Genomic DNA, 18420 nt, shown 5'->3' with positions numbered 1-18420 from the left:
AGATTTATGAAATACAGCTCTTGCCTGGCTGATGTCCGATATTATGGTAAACAGCCTGGGCGCGGTAACCTTCCGCGATAATATCAAGCTGTCTGTGAAAACGCTCCAGCTGTTTCAAATCTTTGGTATGGAAAACACGAAGAAATTCTGTTTGAATTTTGGTAATCTCCCGTTCGCTGGATACGCGGTAAAGATTTTCTATATTATTGAGAATATCTTTTACAAGATTGGACTGCATCTGGGAAGAATTCTGGGCATCCATGATTTCATCGCGCACAGAAGACATTTCCTGATCCAGCAAAATAATAGCATCCGCGGCATTCGTCAGACGCTCTGCCACATGCGGCGGCATGTCCCCTTTATATTTGTACTGAAGGGAATGTTCGATCGTTGCCCAGAAGTCCATAGCCATGGTGCGGATCTGAATTTCCGCCTGCAGCTTCCGGGGACCATTTAATGTTTCTACTGTATAATAAATGATCAGATGGAGACTTCTGTAACCACTCTGTTTCACATGCTTCAGATAATTCTTCTCACTCTTAATGGTCATATCTGACCGGTTTTGGATCAGGGATGCTACTGTCTCAATATCTTCCTCAAACTGACAGATAATACGGATTCCGGCAATGTCTTCTACTTCTTCCTCCATGCGTTCCATAGGAATATGCTTGCGCTGCATTTTCTCCAGAATGCTGGATACACTTTTCACTCGTCCGCTTACCTGCTCAATAGGGGAATACAGATCATTTTCTCGATGTTCGCTGATAATGTGTTCAAATTTGACAATCAGTTCCCTGACTGCCAGTTCGTAGGGGCATAAAATGCTTCTCCATAACTGTATTTCCATATAAATCGCTCCTTACAGAATATGGGCATTGTATTATGAAAAATATTCTGCAGTTAAATTTAAGTGTGTCTGCCCATATGTTTAATCATTATAGCATATATTTCAAAAAATTTGTTATCAATAAGTGTATTTTTTTACTTTTTTCTCCATTGCCTGTAAGACATAGTAAGGGTTTACACTCAGTTCCTCTTTTCCCTGTGGATTTATGTAGATTCCCAGATGAAGATGAACCGGAAATTTTCCGGACATTCCTTCTTCTCCGTATCCGGTATCTCCCATGAATCCAAGGATCTGCCCCGCTTCCACTGCTTCACCTGTCTGAAAATATTTTTCATAGGATGCAAGATGGGCATAATAAAAATACCCTCCATGAGGAGAACGGATTCCGATCCGGTATCCGCCAAGAGGAAGCCATCCGATTTTTTCTATTTTGCCATCAGTCATGGAAATCACAGGATAAAATCCGGATTGAGAAACCCTGCCAAAGAGATCGCAGCCTTCGTGCGTCCGGCTTCCACCATAGCTTCGGGCAGCGCCAAAGGTGTTTTCATAAAAAATCTCTTGCCATATTTCTCTATCGTTTCTGATTGGAATGGGAAAACTTTCCAGGTCTTTCCAGACAGCCAGATAACAGTTTCTCAGGTCATAATAGGCTTTGGGTTTGAAGCGCAGATATGCTTCCCTGTTTCCGGAAAGATATTTTGGAAAAAATTTTCCATTCAGCATAGTTGTTGTAAGAAGATCGGCAAATTCTCCATCCGAATGTACTCTTTCTTCTAACTCTGCATATAGCGCAGACGACAAAGCCTGTTCCCGGAAGCTTTCTGTAAAACAGGTGTCCGGTTTTAACAGGGAGGCCTGGCTTCTTTGCTGAATAAAATTCTGAAGCAAGATAAGCAGCGGCAAAAGAAAAAGAAGAAGGAGTAAGTGTTTCCCGGTCTTTCTTTTCATGGCATTTCCTCTCTTTAATATATGGGAAAAGGTGGATGATTTTTTTGTTACCAGTAAATAGTAACGATTTTTTCACCCTCAGATAATATATGGAAAATCAGAAAAATTAGAACAAAAAATCAGCTGTATGGAAAATATTTTTCCAAATACAGCTGATTCGAATGATCAAAGGCTATGGCAGCCACAGTTACTATTTAATGGGGGTATGCCAAAAGCTTTATGAAAAACAGGCTTTTAAATATACATGTAATTATCAGTCTTTCAAATTTTTCAATACTTCTGTCAGATATTCCCAAACCCGTTTCACAGAAGCCATATCAAGGCGTTCTTTGCTGGTGTGGATGTCCAGAATATCCGGTCCAAGAGAGGTGCAGTCAAGGTTTTCCATTCGCTCATAAAAAATACCACATTCCAGACCGGCATGAATGGCAACTACGTCCAGGTCTTTGTCGTACATGTTTTTATAAATTTCTACCATCTTGTCACGAAGAGGAGAAGCTTTACGATACTCCCATGCAGGATAAGCCCCCTCAGTCTCATATTCGCCTCCCAGAAATTCTGTCAGGTATTGAATTTTATGGGAAAGAGCCTCTTTGGCAGTTCCTACAGAGCTTCGGATACTGGTCTGTACAAACAACTCGTCCCCATACAGCTTCAGAATTCCGGGATTGCAGGAGGTTTCCACCAGATTTTCTATGGTACCACTCATTTTCTTAACACCAAATGGCATGTTCATCAGATAAAAAAGCACTTTTTCCTGGCTGGTGGGATGAAGAACCTGTGCATCCATATCCCCTTCTTCTGTTATCTGAATTGTAATAGTATCATCTGTACCAGTGTATTCTGCCTGGAAATCCTTCTGCATTTTCTTTGCAAGGGAAGTGATCTGAGAAATTTCTTCCGGAAGCACAAGAAGAACCGCTTCGCATTCTTTTGTAATAACGTTGTCCTGCTGACCACCTTCTAATTCTTTTAATGCATAGCCACAGACATGGGAAAGTTCATAAAGAAACTGTCCCATAAGAATATTGGCACTTGCGCGGTTTTTGTGTATTTCAGCTCCGGAATGGCCTCCCACAAGTCCACAGACTTTTACGTTAACTTTTCTGCCGGAAGCGTCCACACGCCGGACTGGCAGATAAGAATTTCCAGCAACACCACCAGCGCAGCTTACCCACAGACAGCCCTCTTTTTCAGAATCCAGATTGATCATTCTTCTTCCCTTCAAAAGGCTGCAGTCGAATCCGTCAGCGCCCAGAAGCCCCGTCTCTTCATCGACGGTGAAAACAACCTCCAAAGCCGGATGCGGCAAATCTGTACTGTCTAAAAGCGCAAGGCCATAAGCCACTGCAATTCCGTCATCGCCGCCAAGAGTAGTGCCCTCGGCTGATAAAAAGCCATCTTTCACAACCAGCTTTAGTCCATCCTTTATAAAATCATGTTCGATTTCCGGGCATTTCGCACAAACCATATCCATATGTCCCTGAAGGATGACTGTGGGCGCGTTTTCGTAGCCAGGTGTTGCAGGTTTATAAATCACAACATTATTCATGTCATCCTGAACATATTTCAAATCATGCTCCTTTGCAAAATTCACCAGATAATCACTGATTTGTTTTGTATTTCCTGAACCATGTGGAATACCACAGATTTCCTCAAAATAGTGAAACACATTTTTGGGTTCGAAGTTTTCTAAAATTGCCATATGGGTTACCTCCAAAATTTTATATATGGTTTGTATTTATCTTTTCGGCATTTTGAGACAGAAACAGAATATAAATTTTATATAATGATTTTTTAAACATACTTCAGGCTGCTGAACACAACCTGACTATAACTTCACATGTTGGGCTTTTATTTTAATAACGAGGTCAAAATGAAGAAAAAAATAATCCTGCTTTCTGTTATCCTGCTTTTACTCTTCCTTCTGTGTTACCCGGCCGAAGCTCTTGCTGCGGCAAGAAACGGACTGAAACTGTGGTTGGAGACCTTACTGCCTACCCTTCTTCCGTTTATGATCCTTACAGGAATTCTGGTGCACACAGATTGGATTACAAAAATTTTACAACCAACTGCTCCTTTTTTCAAGGTCGTTTTTGGGCTTTCTCCGGGAGGAGCCTATGTATTTCTTCTGGGACTTCTCACCGGTTACCCTATGGGGGCAAAATTAACCGCAGATTTGTATTATGCTGGAAAAATCAGCCGGCAGGAGGCTGAATATTTGTTAACTTTCTGCAATAATCCAAGTCCGGCCTTTCTTATTACTTATGTGGGACATATCTGTCTTGAGGGAAAATTACATATTGGTTTTCTTGTGGGGATTCTGTTTCTATCAGACATGATCTGCATGTGTTTTTTTCGCTTTACATTCTATAGAAAAAACTCACTGCTTTCCTTTTGTACGCCAAAAACATCTGAGCAGGAATATACTTCTGCCGGGCTCCTGGATTTTGTCATTATGAATAGTTTTGAAACTATGGCAAAACTGGGGGGTTATATTCTTATGTTTTCTATTCTGTCCGCAGCCATAAGTCATTTCTGGTATCTTCCGGCACAGGGAAAATATATTCTTCTCGGACTGATAGAAGTTACCACTGGTCTCCATGGGCTCCTGCTGTCCGGGTTTTCTTATTCACTTCGTGTACTTCTTGCACTGTGCATGAGTGCATTCGGAGGATTCTGTATTATGGCGCAAACAAAAAGCGTACTTGGAAAGGAACTCTCCCTTCATCCGTACGCTTCTGCCAAATGTATGAATGCAGCAGTTACTGCTGCTCTCATACTTATATTCTTATAAACATGATCCCTGCTCACATAAAACATTTATAGAATAGTTTTAGTGAATCACAATCAGATAAAGTCTGCTATATTTCGCGCAGCAAAATTAGTTATCGCCAATCTCGTCCAGAAGAGCTTCATCTTCCTTGGAAGCCTCTGTATCAGCCGGCTGATAAGAGCCGGACATTGCAGCTGCCTGAGCAGTCTGTGGCGCAAGCTCCTGACGATTATGGTTTACAACATCCATGCATGCCTGAAGAGCATCGATGAATCCTTTATATTTGCCGCCAGCATCCTCAAGAGTCTGGGTAAGTACGGAACCGATGTTTGCCATCATGTCATCTGTGTATGTGATCGCGCTGAGACGAATGCTGTTAGCATCCTGTGTAGCGGAATCCAGAATCTCCTGAGCCTGACGATTCGCTGCATTGATAGTCTCGTTTGCCTGCGCATATGCTTTCTGCATGATCTCATGCTGGGTAACAAGCTCCTGAGCTTTATTCTGTGCATCTGCGATCAGTGCATCTGCCTTTGTCTGTGCATCCTCAAGGATGGCATCCTTATTGCTGATGATCTTCTGATAACGTTTGATCTCGTCTGGAGTCTTAAGACGAAGTTCACGAAGAAGCTCTTCGATTTCTTCTTTATTCACTACAATCTTAGTTGTAGAAAGTGGCTGATATTTACAACTGTCTACATATTCTTCGATTTCTTCAATGATCTGTTCAATTCTGCTGCTCATAGTAAACTCTCCTTATTCTATTTCTTCAAATCGTGCATTTTTTTCTTAACAGCTTCGGTAATTTCCGGCGGAGCAAATTTGCTCAGGTCGCCATCATAGCCTGCTACTTCTTTCATAATAGTAGAGCTAAGATATGCATATTCCAGGCTTGTCGTCAGAAACACGGTGTCAATATCCGGAGCAAGCACTCGGTTTGTCTGTGCCATCTGCAGTTCAAATTCAAAATCTGTAACTGCACGAAGCCCGCGCACGATCACCTGTGCATGATTCTCTCTGGCAAAGTTCACAGAAAGACCCTTGAATGCCTTGATTTCTACATTCTCCATGTCTTTTGTTGCCTTTTCTAGTATATTAACACGTTCTTCAACAGAAAACAACGGACTTTTTGCAGAATTATGCAAAACTCCTACGATTACTTTGTCGAAAGATACGCTTGCACGCTTGATTATGTCCAGATGACCATAAGTGGCCGGATCAAAACTTCCTGGATAAACAGCTATTACCATGTATTTTTCTCACTTTCCCCGGCATAAAAAGATATGCTTGTTAGTTTTGTATTCTTTGGAACGCAGCTGTCTGTAGCCAAGATCTTCCACATAACCGAAATCTGTAGTAAGGTCAGCTTCCACGATGATCAGTGTATTCTCATCCAGAATACTGCTGTCCTGAAGGTATTCCAGAACCTGACGCTCCAGCTCATGGTTATATGGGGGATCCATAAATATGCAGTCGAAAACGCCCTTTCCTTCTAAGGAACGAAGGGCCTGCATCACGTCCATATTCAGCAGTGTACCACTATCTGCAAGTTTTGTAAATGTCAGATTTTCTCTTATGCATGTGCATGCCTTGGGATTTTTTTCAACAAAAACAGCCCGAGCTGCTCCGCGGCTTAATGCCTCAATGCCGATTGCACCGCTTCCGCTGAACAGATCAAGGAAGTGACAATCCAGAAGTTCAGGCTGAAGAATATTAAAAAGAGTTTCTTTGATGCGGTCTGTGGTCGGGCGTGTGTCCATACCCGGCACAGTCTTAAGGTTCAGTCGTCTTGCTTTTCCTGCGATGACTCTCATTTCAGATTCAGTCTCCAATCCAGATCACCACGGGCCAGTCCAAGAATAAGAAGTTCTGCAGTAGCGATATTGGTCGCCACCGGAATATTATACTGGTCACAGCGCTTTACAATAGCTGTGATGTCTGGCTCCTTCGGATCTATCATAACAGGATTATAGAAAAGTATTACCATATCCAGATCCTGCCGCTCTACCATTTCCATGAACTGCTTATCGCCTCCGATACTGCCCGGTAAAAACTTATGGACATGAAGACCGGTGGCTTCCTCAATTCTTCTTCCTGTAGTGCCGGTAGCATATACTTCATGCTTGGCCAGGATGTTCTTATAAGCGATACAGAAATCTTCAATGAGAACTTTTTTACTATTATGTGCAATGATACCTAAATTCATAGTTCACCTCTCCCATTTCTTTCTGTTTATTGTACCAATTATAGCAAATTGACAAAAGAAGTGCAACAAAAACGTTTGAATATATACAAAATTCATTATTTGTTAAGAATTTGTTTTTAAATGACGTATTGACTTTCCTGGTTTTTGTTATATTTTATTGTGCAAATCAGCTCCGTATTCTACCGCTACGCTTCATTTTTTAGCTTTATTACATGAAAATTCTTCTGTATAAGTATATGAATACGCATAATTTTCATAATTTTCGCACATTTAAAGATAAAAATTTCACAATTTCTTTTTATATGTAAAAAAATATAACAACCCACTTTTTTTTGCATATTTATATGAGAAGCGTATTGTTTTCAATAGTCTTCACAGCTGATTTTTGTTTGTTTACACCACTTTTACACCATTTTATTTTTCCATTTTCTTCATTTCATCAAACAACTTATCATCAGAAACATGGCAATAGAGATTCATTGTCATTTGTAGTGAACTATGCCCCAGAATTCTCTGAAGTGTTTTAGGGTTCATATCATTTTCAATCGCTCTTGTTGCAAATGTATGTCTGAATGTATGTGGACCAAATTTTTCAACATAAACGCCATCCGCAGCCATTTTAGCAATTACATTATGTATTGACTCAAGTATGACCATATCATGAAAAGGCTGGTTCTTTTTAGATGGAAATACCAAATTCGTAAAATTTGTATCCTTATATTTCTGCACTGTAGATGTATTTAATGTCTTTTGTCTCATAAGTGCCTCTATACATTTATTTGTAAGAGGAATTAATCGATTTCCACTGAAAGTCTTGGGATTATGTACCTCGAAATATGCTCCATGGTCACTACGCACAAGGCACATTGTTTTCTTTACCCAAAGTGCTCTTCTGGAAAAATCTATATCGTTCCAATACAGTGCCTTTAGTTCTGCTTTTGTCAATATAAGTCTAAAAAAAATTTGCTTTTAATTCGCAAAAAGCACCACTGTTTTCATCCAGTGATGCTCCTGCGAACAATCTTATTCCGTTTATGCTTTTTCTTCTTTGTAGAAAATGTCATCCATCTTCCAGCTTATCTCCATACGACCTGGTTCATAAATAAAGACTTTCTCAATAATCTTTGACAGCTGTATTTTGTCAAAATCCTGCAATGCTGCAATCTCATTTACTTCCATTTCTTTTTCTGTTGCTTCATCACATTTTTTCTTCGCTACTGCAATCTCATTCTCCAATTCTGCTATCTGCAAAGTGATTTCTAAAATACGGGAAGTCGTTTTTTCCAGTTCTTCCATATACCCTTCCTTGTCCAACACTTCTGAACGATAATCAGAATATAGTTTCATCTTTCTTGACGAGAGTCGCTTTTTTTCACTTTTCAGTGTTGCGATATTTTCTTCTTTCAAAATTGTTTTATGCCATTCTCTTTTCTTTTTCTCAAGATTTTCCGAAATGAATTGTGCCATATTTCTGGCTGCATCCAGTACTGTTTCTTCTGCTTCTTTCCTGTCCATTTTACTTTCCGCACACCCACTAAGACCACTGATATGTGCCTGCATACAGCGATACCCAGTCTCTCTGCTGGTAAAACCAAGTCTTCTTCCACAGGTCGGGCAAAAGAAAATAGGGCAGGCTACTCCTCTTTTTGCAAGAACTTTTTTCTGGTTAGTAAACGCTTTCTCATTTGCTTTCCGGAATAATTCATCGGATATAATTGGTTCATGTGCATTTTCTACAACAATCCACTCCTCTTTATCATTGGAAACCAATTTATTGCTTCCTGTTCTTGCCACTCTCTTTTTATTCCAAATAATTTTTCCAAGATACACTTCATTTTTGAGCATATCTGAGATTGTTGTGACTGACCAGAGTTTCTTTTCTTTTTCGTTTTCTCTGTGCATTTTTATACCTTTTCTGCACATATACTCCCTGCATGTAAGCACATGGGTTTCGTTCAGATATTTTGCTATCTGTCCTTTGGTTTTCCCATCTGCCGCCATTGTGAATATCAGTTTCACTGTTTCAGCCGCTTCTGGATCTATAACCAGATGATGCTTATCTTCTGGATCTTTAATATATCCATATTTTGGAAAAGCCGGCATATATTCACCGTTTTTAGCATGTGTTTTCATCGCAGAACGAACTTTTCTGGACAAATCTCTGCTGTACATTGCGTTCAGCATATTTTTTAACGCTACACTCATTCCTCCAGTAAAACCAGAGGAATTGATACTGTCAAAACCATCGTTAATTGAGATAATTCGAATACCAAGGACTGGCAGGATTTTTTCCAGATAATTCCCCACTTCCAGATAATCTCTTCCAAATCTTGAAAAGTCCTTTATAACAATACTTTTTATACGTCCTGCTTTTGCATCTTCCATCATCCTCTGAAATCCTGGACGGTTAAATAATGAGGTGTGATAGCGATAGCGGCAAAAAGCTAATAAAATCAATGGTTTTGCGGACAGCGGATAGACAGGGAATGTGTTAAAAACTGAATACGCACACAAACGGCGTTACCTTAACCCCTTTGGGGGAGAAAGTAACGCCGTTTTTTTATGCCCGCAGGAAAGGAGGTGCAGCCGGAATGTATTTCACAAAGGGCAAGCAGCGGGCGTTTGAATTGCTCATGCAGCAGAAGCCGGGATTTGACCGCTATCAATCCGGTTGTGCCGGAGATGATGAAGATTGCGGCACTTGCCGTTTCTACCGCCCCGGGTGGAAATATGAGTTTTGCGTTTTCAAAGAGTGTCCCTATTGCCCCGGCAAAAGGACGCGGAAAACGCACGCCAGCATGGACAAATAGACGGGCAAAAGCCCTTGTGCCATGCGGCTTTGCAGACGCGAAAACGGCAAAGGGCATATTGCAATACCAAAACAGCCGAAAACGGCTTTCTAATTGTCCACGCATACCAAGAGAGGAAGTGAGGAAATATGGCAGTTTTCAGAGTGGAGCGAAATACGGGATATACCGTTATGAGCAACCACCACTTGCGAAACAAGGAATTGTCCTTAAAGGCAAAGGGCTTGTTGTCGCAAATGCTTTCGCTGCCCGAAGATTGGGATTATACCCTTGCGGGCTTATCCCATATCAACCGGGAGAAGATCGACGCAATCCGCGAAGCGGTAAAGGAACTCGAAAAAGCCGGATATATCGTGCGCAGCCGGGAGCGCGACGAAAAGGGACGCTTGCGGGGCGCAGATTACGTCATATACGAGCAGCCGCAGCCGCGAGAGCCGGAAGCAGCTACCAGCGGCGGACAGCCGCCTATATTGGATTTACCTACATTGGAAAATCCAACATTGGATAATCCAACGTTGGAAAAACCTACGCAGGAAAAACCTACGTTGGAAAATCCAACGCAATTAAATAAAGATATATTAAGTAAAGAACAATCAATTACTGATTTATCAAGTACCGATTCCATTCCTTTCCATTCCCTAAACCCCTTGCCCTTTGCGCATGGCGAAGCGGCTACGCCGCCGGAAAGGAAAAGAACGGAAGCGAAAAGCAATAGCGCAGTAGAGATTTACAGGGAGATTATCAAGGACAATATCGAATACGACCATCTCATTCAAAACTGCAAAATTGACAAAGACCGTTTGGACGAGATTGTTGACCTTATGCTGGAAACCGTCTGCACAGCCCGAAAGACAATCCGTATTGCCGGGGACGACTACCCCGCCGAATTGGTGAAATCCAAGTTTTTGAAGCTGAACAGCAGCCATATTGAGTTTGTTTTGGATTGCATGAGGGAGAACACAACCAAAGTGCGCAACATCAAGCAGTATCTAAAAGCGGTGCTGTTCAACGCGCCGAGTACCATTGACAGCTACTATACCGCCCTTGTCAATCACGACTTATACGGCGGCGAATGAGCATAGCCGCACTTTACCGGGAAAGGAGTTGATACCTTGCAGGAGGAAGTAACCCAAAAAACGATTGCCCTATACGTCAAAGTGGGAAAAGGCGCGGCGCGGCTTACCGAACAGGCGTTACAGAAAGCAATCCAAAAGTTTTTGGAGCAGAAAAGCAAACCCGCGCATGGGAAACAGACCATGCGGCAGCTTATGAAGCAGAACGCGGGTGTTTCCAACATCGAGATCACCGACAGCAATATTAAAGCCTTTGAGAGTACGGCGAAGAAATACAACATAGATTTTTCGCTAAAAAAGGTTAAGGGCGAGCAGACCCGTTACCTTGTGTTTTTCAAAGGCCGGGACGCGGACGTTATGACCGCAGCGTTTCAAGAGTTTTCCGCAAAGAAGCTGAACCGGGAGAAAAAGCCCTCTATCCGCAAAGCCCTTGCCGCTGCAAAGGACAAGGCGAAGCAGCTTAACGCCGCCCGCGACAAGGTAAAGAAAATGGACAGGGGGCGCGAGATATGAAGCAGATCAACTACAAAAAGCTGATACTTCCGAATATCCCCTATGTGTTCTTTGTCTATCTCTTTGATAAAGTCGGACAGGCGGTGCGGCTTGCCCCCGGCGCGGATATTTCTGCAAAGATACTGAATATCACACAAGGATTTTCCGCAGCCTTTGAAAACGCCTTGCCGAGCGTTTACCCGTTGGATTTGCTTGTCGGCATTGTCGGTGCGGTGATTATCCGCTTGATAGTCTATGTCAAAGGGAAAAACGCGAAGAAATACCGCAAGGGCGCGGAGTACGGCTCTGCCCGATGGGGAAACGCCGAAGATATAAAGCCCTACATAGACCCGGATTTCCAAAACAACATCATTTTGACGCAGACGGAACGGCTTACCATGAACAGCCGCCCGAAGCAGCCGAAGTACGCGAGAAATAAGAACGTCGTCGTGATCGGCGGCAGCGGCAGCGGAAAAACAAGATTTTTTGTCAAACCTAATCTAATGCAGCTTCATTCCTCTTACGTCTTAACCGACCCGAAAGGTACGGTTTTGATTGAGTGCGGGAAGCTGCTGCAACGGGCGGGCTACCGCATTAAGGTACTGAATACGATTAACTTCAAAAAATCTATGCACTACAACCCCTTTGTGTATATCCGCAGCGAGAAAGATATTTTGAAGCTGGTAAATACGTTGATAGCGAATACCAAAGGTGAGGGAGAAAAAAGCGCGGAGGATTTTTGGGTAAGTGCGACACGTTCACAGGCGGTAAAAAGTCTGTGCACAGTGTTGGTTTATTAAATAATAACCAGTCTGTGAACTGGTAATCCGATAGATGGAATGATGGGGTAACGCCCTGAAACGTCTATCCTTGACGGACTTGCGTCAGCTGTAATGGCTGGGGTGAGAAGCTCCGTGACAACGACCGAGAGTAGTCGTAGGAATCTGCCAAAAGATTCTCGAAAATGCCCCAGAGGTGGGGTGCGCTACCTATAGGTCAAGGATCTATAAAATATCTATGGTTAGAATGTTTACTTTGGCGGGTAAACTGACGAAAACTGCGAATGTACGGTTCTAAAAGAAGACCATATAGAAATGTATGGGTGCGTTAAAGCGCAGTCAGTGTGGTTAAGTAGAAATTTGCCCTACGAACAACCATGTTGTGTTACAGGCACATCCGAGCTGACAGGACTATAGCAGAGACCTAACGGTATATGTACAGATAGGATTATCGGAACGTGGAAAGGTATCAGATTCCATTATGGGATAGCCTGACGAAGAAAATAAGCAGGCGAACTGGTGCTGAAAAGCCGTGATCGAACCTATGATGAGTTCTGCGAAAAAGAAGAACTCGGAGGAATGGTCACAAGTCGGTTGAAATAAACAGGCATTATTCAGTCCTATGATAAGGATTACGAGTAAGACCAAAAGGGTCACTTTCGATGGGAGGTGATGCCTTATGCCAAAGAAAAGTAAAACATTATGTGTAGATGACCTGCGTCACGCAGAGTATTACGGAATGCAAAGTACTTTTGATGAACTATATCAAAAAAGTCAGAACGGTGAAGTATTCGAGAATCTTATGGATTTAATACTGAACAGGGATAACATTTTACTTGCGTACCGAAATATTAAAGCAAACAAAGGCAGCTACACGGCAGGCACAGACAAAAAGAACATCACAGACATTGGGAGTCTAAATCCTGATGATGTGATAAAAAGAGTGAGATTTATTGTCACGGGAAGCAAGCACGGCTACAGACCTAAGCCTGTTAGACGGAAAGATATCCCGAAACCAAATGGAAAAACACGTCCGCTGGGAATCCCATGTATATGGGATAGGTTGATACAGCAATGTATCAAGCAGATCATGGAACCAATCTGCGAAGCAAAGTTCAGCAATAACAGTTATGGATTCCGTCCGAACAGATCTGTTGAACATGCCATTAACAGAACCTACACCATGCTTCAAATGATGAACCTGCATTATGTAATCGAGTTTGATATTAAAGGATTTTTCGATAACGTAAATCATAGCAAGTTAATCAGACAGATATGGTCGTTGGGTATCCATGATAAAACTTTGATTTTTATTATCAAGCGGATACTGACAGCTCCAATTAAACTGCCCGACAATACAACAGTATTGCCTGACAAGGGTACACCACAAGGAGGAATCATTTCACCATTACTGGCAAACATCGTTCTGAATGAATTGGATTGGTGGGTAGCTAGTCAATGGGAGGAAAATCCGATTGCTACAAGCAGGGGGCGAGAAAGAATAATCGGAAAGACTAAGGTTTTTGATAAAAGCCATGGTTATAGGATTATGAAAAACACAGAAATGAAAGAAATGCATATCATTCGGTATGCGGATGATTTCCGGATTTTCTGTAGAACGAAAGAGGATGCAGTCAGGACAAAAGAAGCGGTTGCGGCGTGGATTGAAGAGAGGTTGAAATTAGAGGTGTCCCCGGAGAAAACAAGGATCGTGAACACCAGAAAACGGTGGTCAGAATTTCTTGGATTCAAAATAAGGGTAAGGCTGAAGCATCATAAATATGTGGTGCAGTCGGCAATCTGTGACAAAAAGGTTGAAATTGAAAAAGCAAAGCTAGTGGAGCAAGCGAAAAATATTGCAAAACCCAGAGAGAAAAAAAGCTGTTTATCAGAAATCCAGCTATATAACTCTATGGTGTTAGGCATACAGAATTATTATCAGCTTGCCACCTGCATCAGTATTGATTGCAGAGAATTCCATAGGCGAGTAATGACAGTTTTGACAAACAGGTTAAATACGGAAACAGGAAGTATGCTAAAACGTGAAGGTGGAACTATCACCCAAGCAGAAAAGGAAAGATTCGGACAGTCAAAAATGATTCGATATGTTTCGGGAATTGACCAGATGATCTATCCGATTGCATTCATCAAAAACAAAGTACCAATGGCGAAGCGGTCAATCGTTTGTAGTTATACAAAAGAAGGTCGTTCTGCAATCCATACAGAACTTAATCTTAATCAATATGTTCTGAAAGGACTGAGAGAAGATATATCGGTTGGTCACAGCACAGAATACCATGACAGTAAAATATCTTTATTTTCTGCTCAAAAGGGAAAATGTGCAGTCAGTGGAGAAGAATTCGTAAATGCGGAACATGTAGCTGTATGGCTCAAAGTACCAGGACCACTTGGTGGATTTGAAAGATACAAAAACATGGTTCTGATTCACAAGAAATATCTGGTTCTGTTACAAGAACTGCCCCAAACGGCAATGAAAGACCTGATAAAAACACTCAATGTCACGAAAAAGATGCTCACGAAAATCAATAGTCTGCGAGAGCAGGCGAACCTGTCAGTAATAATATAAAACTTAAATTTGGTGACTGATTAAATGACCTGCGAAAGCAATCGATGGAGCGCCGGATGCGGTGAAAGTCGCATGTCCGGTGTGAAGTGGGGGAAAAGGTGGAGATAATATCAAAACCTTACCTATCACTATAGGCAGAACGGCTTTTGTATTGCGCGTTGGTGGGCTACATCTGGTACGAAGCCCCCGCCGAGGAAATGAACTTTATTACCCTGTTGGAACTTATCAACGCCAGCGAAGCCCGCGAGGACGACGAGGAATATCAAAGCCCCGTCGATTTGCTGTTTGCCGACTTGGAAGAACGCGACCCCGACCATTTCGCGGTGAAGCAGTACCGAAAATATAAATTGGCGGCGGGCAAAACCGCAAAATCAATCCTCATTTCTTGCGGTGCGAGGCTCGCTCCTTTTGATATAAAGGAATTGCGCGATCTTATGTCCTACGACGAATTAGAACTTGACACGTTAGGCGACAGAAAAACAGCTTTGTTTTTGATTATGAGCGATACGGACAGCACGTTTAATTTTGTTATCGCTATGCTGCAATCGCAGTTATTTAATCTCTTGTGCGACAAGGCCGACGACGAATACGGCGGCAAGCTGCCGGTTCATGTTCGCTGCCTGTTAGACGAGTTTGCAAACATTGGACAAATCCCGCAGTTTGAAAAATTGATTGCCACAATCCGCAGCCGGGAAATCTCGGCTTCTATCATTCTGCAATCGCAGAGCCAGCTAAAAGCCATTTACAAGGACGCGGCAGAAATCATACTTGACAATGCCGACAGCACCTTGTTTTTGGGAGGGCGCGGGAAAAATGCAAAGGATATTTCGGAGAACTTGGGACGTGAAACAATCGACAGTTTCAACACTTCCGAAAATCGCGGCACGCAGGTTTCTCATGGCCTCAATTATCAGAAATTGGGAAAGGAGTTGATGACACAGGACGAAATCGCAGTTATGGACGGAGGAAAATGTATTTTGCAGTTGCGCGGCGTGCGCCCCTTTTTCAGCGATAAGTACGATATAACGCAGCACCCGAACTACAAATACCTTTCCGACTTCGACAAGAAAAACGCTTTTGACGTTGAACGGTATATGTCCACCCGTCCGGCAATCGTAAAGCCCGACGAACCCTTTGACATATACGAAATAGATTTGTCCGACGAGGACGCAGCCGCCGAATAAAAACGGCGGCATTTTTATTTCCAACAACATTTTTTGAGCCGTTTTAGCGGCAGAAAGCGAGGTTTATATGGATTTTTTCAACAGCGCAGTTGACGTATTGCAGACTTTGGTAATCGCGCTTGGCGCAGGACTTGGCATTTGGGGCGGCATTAACCTCATGGAGGGGTACGGCAACGATAACCCCGGCGCGAAGTCGCAGGGCATGAAACAGTTCATGGCTAATTAAAGGGAACAAAAAGAAAGGGAATGCACAATCCAGACGGTATCAGCGGCAGGCTACAAGAATAAATTGTGATTTCACAAGATTGGTGCTATAATAAGAGAAAAGTTCCTGCCGGGGCAGCCGCCCCGGTGGTATGGATAGAAAGGCAGGAAAACAATATGCACATCAGCTATAAACCACTCTGGCACACACTGTTAGAGCGTGATATGAGAAAAGAGGATTTAAGGCTTGCCGCTGGTATGACAACAAATATGATTGCCAACATGAGCAAAGAGGGAAAGCACATCAGCATGGATACATTAGCCCGTATCTGCGAAACGCTGAATTGTGAGATTACCGATGTGATTGAGTTAGTATCAGACGAGCCTGCTTCCACAGGAGGTAAGGAGCATGAGCGAATTGAAACCAAGAATAACGGAAAACGGAATTGATTATATCCTTGTCGGAGATTATTACATCCCGGACTTGAAACTGCCGGAGGAACACCGCCCTATCGGAAAGTACGGACGGATGCACCGGGAATATTTAAGGGAAGTCCACCCAGCCAGATTGAATACATTGATACTGACCGGGGAATTGTGGACATATCTTGCAGACCTGAACGAACAGGCACAGGAACGGTTAGACACCATCATGGAGCAGATGAAAACTGCCGAGGGCGTAACCGAGGAATTGAAGCGTACCCACCAAATGGAATGGGTGCAGCGTTGCAATAACATTCATAACCGGGCAGAAGAAATTGTTTTGCATGAGATGATTTATTCATAACGGGAGCAATTAAATCGGAGGTATATAAGATGATTGAAATTGTATTTGGTGAAAGTGCCTGTGGAAGTTTGAAAATTGCCCAAACTTACGGCAAGGGAAAGTATAGAGGAAGTGCTGTTTCAATATTTATGAGGCATGAAGACGGGAGTGTTCCATCTTCAGATGAAATGAAAAAAGCACAGCTTCAAGCACAGGAACAAGAACGCATTGCTTGGGAGAATGCTATTCCATTGGGAGGCAAGAGCTGTGATGTTTATTGTTTTGATATGGCTCTTAGTGTGGGAGATATTTCTGATAATGGAATTGGCGAACAGCGGAAAAATGTTTTCAAGAAAATGCTGTCTGTCTGCTTTGTAGAGGATTTAGATTATCAGGTTGAAGAAAAAATACAGAAAATTAAAACTACATTGACCTCAGTGATTGAACGATATGTAGCTGGGGAAGAAATTCGCATTTGGTATAGCTATAATCCAGATGAGCTTTGTGGTATGTATTGGCTTATGAAACAACTTCAACCCTTAAACTGCCAGACAACAATTTATTTGGTTAAGTTACCTACATGGGAATATGGAAAAGAAAATACTATGACATCCAAAATAGCATGGGGCGAGGTCTCTCCTGGCGAATGGGGAAACTATATAACTCTACAAGAGAAAGCTAATCCTGTATTTCTTTCAGCTTGTGCTATGAAATGGAATCAACTTCAAAATGAAAATGCACCTTTGCGTGCAATGTTAAATGGTAAATTGCAAAGCGTTTCAGAAGATATATATGATAGTTTCATTCTTCGTGAAATTGCGGAACAGCCAGAGCAATTCAAAATGGCTATTGTCATAGGTAATGTTTTAGGAAAATATCAACTTGGAATTAGTGATGTATGGATTTCCAATCGCATTGATAAAATGCTTGAAGATGGTGTGTTGGAAATTATACAGGACGCACCAAAGGGAGAAACAAATTATCGCCGAATATTAAGAAAACGAATGAAGTAATAACCACAGCACAAACCGCTGCTACATGGAATCCAACAAACCATGCAACAGCGGTTTTCCTTTACCGTTTTTTCCTCTGGTTGATAGGCGTTCCCGTTTTCTTTGATTTTTGGAGAATCCGAATAAGCCAGCGAAATTCTTCATCTGACAGATTTTTATAGTTGATACCGAGCTGCTTGCAGTAAAGCACTGCCAGTTTTTCCAAACGGCTGCCCTTGAAATTTTCGACCGCTTCCAGATTTTCTTTCAGTTCATTGGCAACAGTGGTCTGGGGCGCACTCTCACTATCCTTTTTATGGGTTTCCCGAATATCCCGGATAATCAGGTTTAGGTCATCCAGAACCATGTGGCTGAAATATTCATCATCACTGATATGGGCGGCTTGCAGCACTTTCAAATGTGGGTCATCTTCGCCAGGGCGATACCGTTCTATGATTTCATGCCGGACAGTATCGACAAGGGTGTTGAGGTTTTGAATCTGCATGGTGGCAATCCCATCCACATAAATCTCAATGTCCGCAAGAAACTTGATAAAGTCCTTATGGGTGGCAAGTTCGCAGAGCAGACGGTTGTTGATCCGTCCGCTTTTCAGAAGTGCAACCATTTCATCGTTCAAATGCAGCTCCGTCAGTGGCGTGTTGATCTGCTCCCTGTTCTCTGTCCGGCACAGCAGATAATCGACGGAAACCCCATAGAAGTCTGCCAGCGTGATAAGGTTGCCATGATTGATTTCCT

19 protein-coding genes and 2 pseudogenes are annotated in these 18420 nt (G+C 42.4%); 11 read left to right on the top strand and 10 right to left on the bottom strand.

Going from position 1 to position 18420, the window contains the following annotated elements; all coding sequences use genetic code 11:
- Window positions 1–4: 4 nt before the first annotated feature.
- From LIZ66_RS13540 to LIZ66_RS13530, 3 genes are all read right to left on the bottom strand, one after another.
- Window positions 5–847, bottom strand: coding sequence for a GTP pyrophosphokinase (locus tag LIZ66_RS13540; RefSeq protein ID WP_118583092.1), 843 nt, complete (start codon window positions 845–847; stop codon window positions 5–7).
- A gap of 117 nt (window positions 848–964) precedes the next feature.
- Window positions 965–1798 carry a M23 family metallopeptidase gene (locus LIZ66_RS13535; protein ID WP_227200910.1) on the bottom strand — a complete coding sequence of 278 codons (834 nt, stop codon included), beginning with the start codon at window positions 1796–1798 and terminating at the stop codon, window positions 965–967.
- 253 nt (window positions 1799–2051) lie between these two features.
- Complete coding sequence (locus tag LIZ66_RS13530) at window positions 2052–3503, bottom strand: aminoacyl-histidine dipeptidase (RefSeq protein WP_227200909.1); 1452 nt, start codon at window positions 3501–3503, stop codon at window positions 2052–2054.
- 171 nt (window positions 3504–3674) lie between these two features.
- Between LIZ66_RS13530 and LIZ66_RS13525 the strand changes: the two genes are divergently transcribed.
- Window positions 3675–4595, top strand: coding sequence for a nucleoside recognition domain-containing protein (locus tag LIZ66_RS13525; protein ID WP_173718990.1), 921 nt, complete (start codon window positions 3675–3677; stop codon window positions 4593–4595).
- Window positions 4596–4682: 87 nt separating this feature from the next.
- Here the strand turns inward: LIZ66_RS13525 and LIZ66_RS13520 are convergent, their stop codons facing one another.
- From LIZ66_RS13520 to LIZ66_RS13495, 6 genes are all read right to left on the bottom strand, one after another.
- The gene (locus tag LIZ66_RS13520; protein ID WP_118583101.1) at window positions 4683–5318 is read right to left on the bottom strand and encodes an ATPase; all 636 of its coding nucleotides are present in this window, start codon (window positions 5316–5318) and stop codon (window positions 4683–4685) included.
- Window positions 5319–5335: 17 nt separating this feature from the next.
- Window positions 5336–5824, bottom strand: a complete 489-nt coding sequence (gene coaD, locus LIZ66_RS13515; protein WP_118583104.1) for a pantetheine-phosphate adenylyltransferase — start codon at window positions 5822–5824, stop codon at window positions 5336–5338.
- A 9-nt stretch (window positions 5825–5833) separates the two neighbouring features.
- The gene (rsmD, locus tag LIZ66_RS13510) at window positions 5834–6388 is read right to left on the bottom strand and encodes a 16S rRNA (guanine(966)-N(2))-methyltransferase RsmD (protein WP_118583107.1); all 555 of its coding nucleotides are present in this window, start codon (window positions 6386–6388) and stop codon (window positions 5834–5836) included.
- The gene (locus LIZ66_RS13505; protein WP_021926957.1) at window positions 6385–6780 is read right to left on the bottom strand and encodes a methylglyoxal synthase; all 396 of its coding nucleotides are present in this window, start codon (window positions 6778–6780) and stop codon (window positions 6385–6387) included. Before LIZ66_RS13505 ends, rsmD begins: the two co-directional genes overlap by 4 nt.
- Window positions 6781–7194: 414 nt before the next feature.
- A complete protein-coding gene (locus LIZ66_RS13500; RefSeq protein ID WP_227200908.1) occupies window positions 7195–7725 on the bottom strand; it encodes a tyrosine-type recombinase/integrase in 531 nt (176 codons plus the stop codon).
- Between the two features lie 87 nt (window positions 7726–7812).
- Window positions 7813–9237, bottom strand: a complete 1425-nt coding sequence (locus LIZ66_RS13495; RefSeq protein WP_227200907.1) for a recombinase family protein — start codon at window positions 9235–9237, stop codon at window positions 7813–7815.
- 134 nt (window positions 9238–9371) lie between these two features.
- Between LIZ66_RS13495 and LIZ66_RS13490 the strand changes: the two genes are divergently transcribed.
- The 10 genes and pseudogenes from LIZ66_RS13490 to LIZ66_RS13445 all read left to right on the top strand — a co-directional run bounded on the left by LIZ66_RS13490 (window position 9372) and on the right by LIZ66_RS13445 (window position 17685).
- Complete coding sequence (locus LIZ66_RS13490; protein WP_002604486.1) at window positions 9372–9590, top strand: hypothetical protein; 219 nt, start codon at window positions 9372–9374, stop codon at window positions 9588–9590.
- Between the two features lie 128 nt (window positions 9591–9718).
- The gene (locus tag LIZ66_RS13485; RefSeq protein WP_002604485.1) at window positions 9719–10663 is read left to right on the top strand and encodes a DUF6017 domain-containing protein; all 945 of its coding nucleotides are present in this window, start codon (window positions 9719–9721) and stop codon (window positions 10661–10663) included.
- Window positions 10664–10699: 36 nt separating this feature from the next.
- Window positions 10700–11173: a PcfB family protein gene (locus LIZ66_RS13480; protein ID WP_002604484.1), complete on the top strand. Its 474-nt coding sequence runs from the start codon at window positions 10700–10702 to the stop codon at window positions 11171–11173.
- Window positions 11170–11910: pseudogene (locus tag LIZ66_RS13475) on the top strand (type IV secretory system conjugative DNA transfer family protein); the annotation flags it as partial. The gene LIZ66_RS13480 and the pseudogene LIZ66_RS13475, both read left to right, overlap by 4 nt.
- A gap of 700 nt (window positions 11911–12610) precedes the next feature.
- A complete protein-coding gene (gene ltrA / locus LIZ66_RS13470; RefSeq protein ID WP_227200906.1) occupies window positions 12611–14518 on the top strand; it encodes a group II intron reverse transcriptase/maturase in 1908 nt (635 codons plus the stop codon).
- 134 nt (window positions 14519–14652) lie between these two features.
- Window positions 14653–15702, top strand: a pseudogene (locus LIZ66_RS13465) (VirD4-like conjugal transfer protein, CD1115 family); the annotation flags it as partial.
- A 67-nt stretch (window positions 15703–15769) separates the two neighbouring features.
- Complete coding sequence (locus LIZ66_RS13460; RefSeq protein WP_118361699.1) at window positions 15770–15928, top strand: Maff2 family mobile element protein; 159 nt, start codon at window positions 15770–15772, stop codon at window positions 15926–15928.
- 155 nt (window positions 15929–16083) lie between these two features.
- The gene (locus LIZ66_RS13455) at window positions 16084–16356 is read left to right on the top strand and encodes a helix-turn-helix domain-containing protein (protein WP_009274451.1); all 273 of its coding nucleotides are present in this window, start codon (window positions 16084–16086) and stop codon (window positions 16354–16356) included.
- The gene (locus LIZ66_RS13450) at window positions 16316–16693 is read left to right on the top strand and encodes a TnpV protein (protein WP_005927690.1); all 378 of its coding nucleotides are present in this window, start codon (window positions 16316–16318) and stop codon (window positions 16691–16693) included. Before LIZ66_RS13455 ends, LIZ66_RS13450 begins: the two co-directional genes overlap by 41 nt.
- A 29-nt stretch (window positions 16694–16722) precedes the next feature.
- Window positions 16723–17685 carry a DUF3658 domain-containing protein gene (locus LIZ66_RS13445; RefSeq protein ID WP_005927687.1) on the top strand — a complete coding sequence of 321 codons (963 nt, stop codon included), beginning with the start codon at window positions 16723–16725 and terminating at the stop codon, window positions 17683–17685.
- A 61-nt stretch (window positions 17686–17746) separates the two neighbouring features.
- Here the strand turns inward: LIZ66_RS13445 and LIZ66_RS13440 are convergent.
- Window positions 17747–18420: transcriptional regulator (locus LIZ66_RS13440; protein WP_118198685.1), on the bottom strand; the 674-nt coding region annotated here is incomplete at its 5' end.

This window comes from Blautia faecis (genome assembly GCF_020554845.1).
Lineage (GTDB): Bacteria > Bacillota > Clostridia > Lachnospirales > Lachnospiraceae > Blautia_A > Blautia_A faecis.
Note: the sequence above shows the minus strand (reverse complement) of the source record. Positions and strands in the feature narration are given on the sequence as shown.

Excerpts from the sequence above, each read along its gene's own strand:
- LIZ66_RS13540 (WP_118583092.1), bottom strand. The coding sequence starts at position 847 with ATGGAAATACAGTTATGGAGAAGCATTTTATGCCCCTACGAACTGGCA.
- LIZ66_RS13490 (WP_002604486.1), top strand. The coding sequence starts at position 9,372 with ATGTATTTCACAAAGGGCAAGCAGCGGGCGTTTGAATTGCTCATGCAG.
- LIZ66_RS13445 (WP_005927687.1), top strand. The coding sequence starts at position 16,723 with ATGATTGAAATTGTATTTGGTGAAAGTGCCTGTGGAAGTTTGAAAATT.
- LIZ66_RS13535 (WP_227200910.1), bottom strand. The coding sequence starts at position 1,798 with ATGAAAAGAAAGACCGGGAAACACTTACTCCTTCTTCTTTTTCTTTTG.
- LIZ66_RS13505 (WP_021926957.1), bottom strand. The coding sequence starts at position 6,780 with ATGAATTTAGGTATCATTGCACATAATAGTAAAAAAGTTCTCATTGAA.
- LIZ66_RS13450 (WP_005927690.1), top strand. The coding sequence starts at position 16,316 with ATGAGCGAATTGAAACCAAGAATAACGGAAAACGGAATTGATTATATC.
- rsmD (WP_118583107.1), bottom strand. The coding sequence starts at position 6,388 with ATGAGAGTCATCGCAGGAAAAGCAAGACGACTGAACCTTAAGACTGTG.
- LIZ66_RS13520 (WP_118583101.1), bottom strand. The coding sequence starts at position 5,318 with ATGAGCAGCAGAATTGAACAGATCATTGAAGAAATCGAAGAATATGTA.
- ltrA (WP_227200906.1), top strand. The coding sequence starts at position 12,611 with ATGCCAAAGAAAAGTAAAACATTATGTGTAGATGACCTGCGTCACGCA.
- LIZ66_RS13455 (WP_009274451.1), top strand. The coding sequence starts at position 16,084 with ATGCACATCAGCTATAAACCACTCTGGCACACACTGTTAGAGCGTGAT.
- coaD (WP_118583104.1), bottom strand. The coding sequence starts at position 5,824 with ATGGTAATAGCTGTTTATCCAGGAAGTTTTGATCCGGCCACTTATGGT.
- LIZ66_RS13530 (WP_227200909.1), bottom strand. The coding sequence starts at position 3,503 with ATGGCAATTTTAGAAAACTTCGAACCCAAAAATGTGTTTCACTATTTT.
- LIZ66_RS13485 (WP_002604485.1), top strand. The coding sequence starts at position 9,719 with ATGGCAGTTTTCAGAGTGGAGCGAAATACGGGATATACCGTTATGAGC.
- LIZ66_RS13460 (WP_118361699.1), top strand. The coding sequence starts at position 15,770 with ATGGATTTTTTCAACAGCGCAGTTGACGTATTGCAGACTTTGGTAATC.
- LIZ66_RS13525 (WP_173718990.1), top strand. The coding sequence starts at position 3,675 with ATGAAGAAAAAAATAATCCTGCTTTCTGTTATCCTGCTTTTACTCTTC.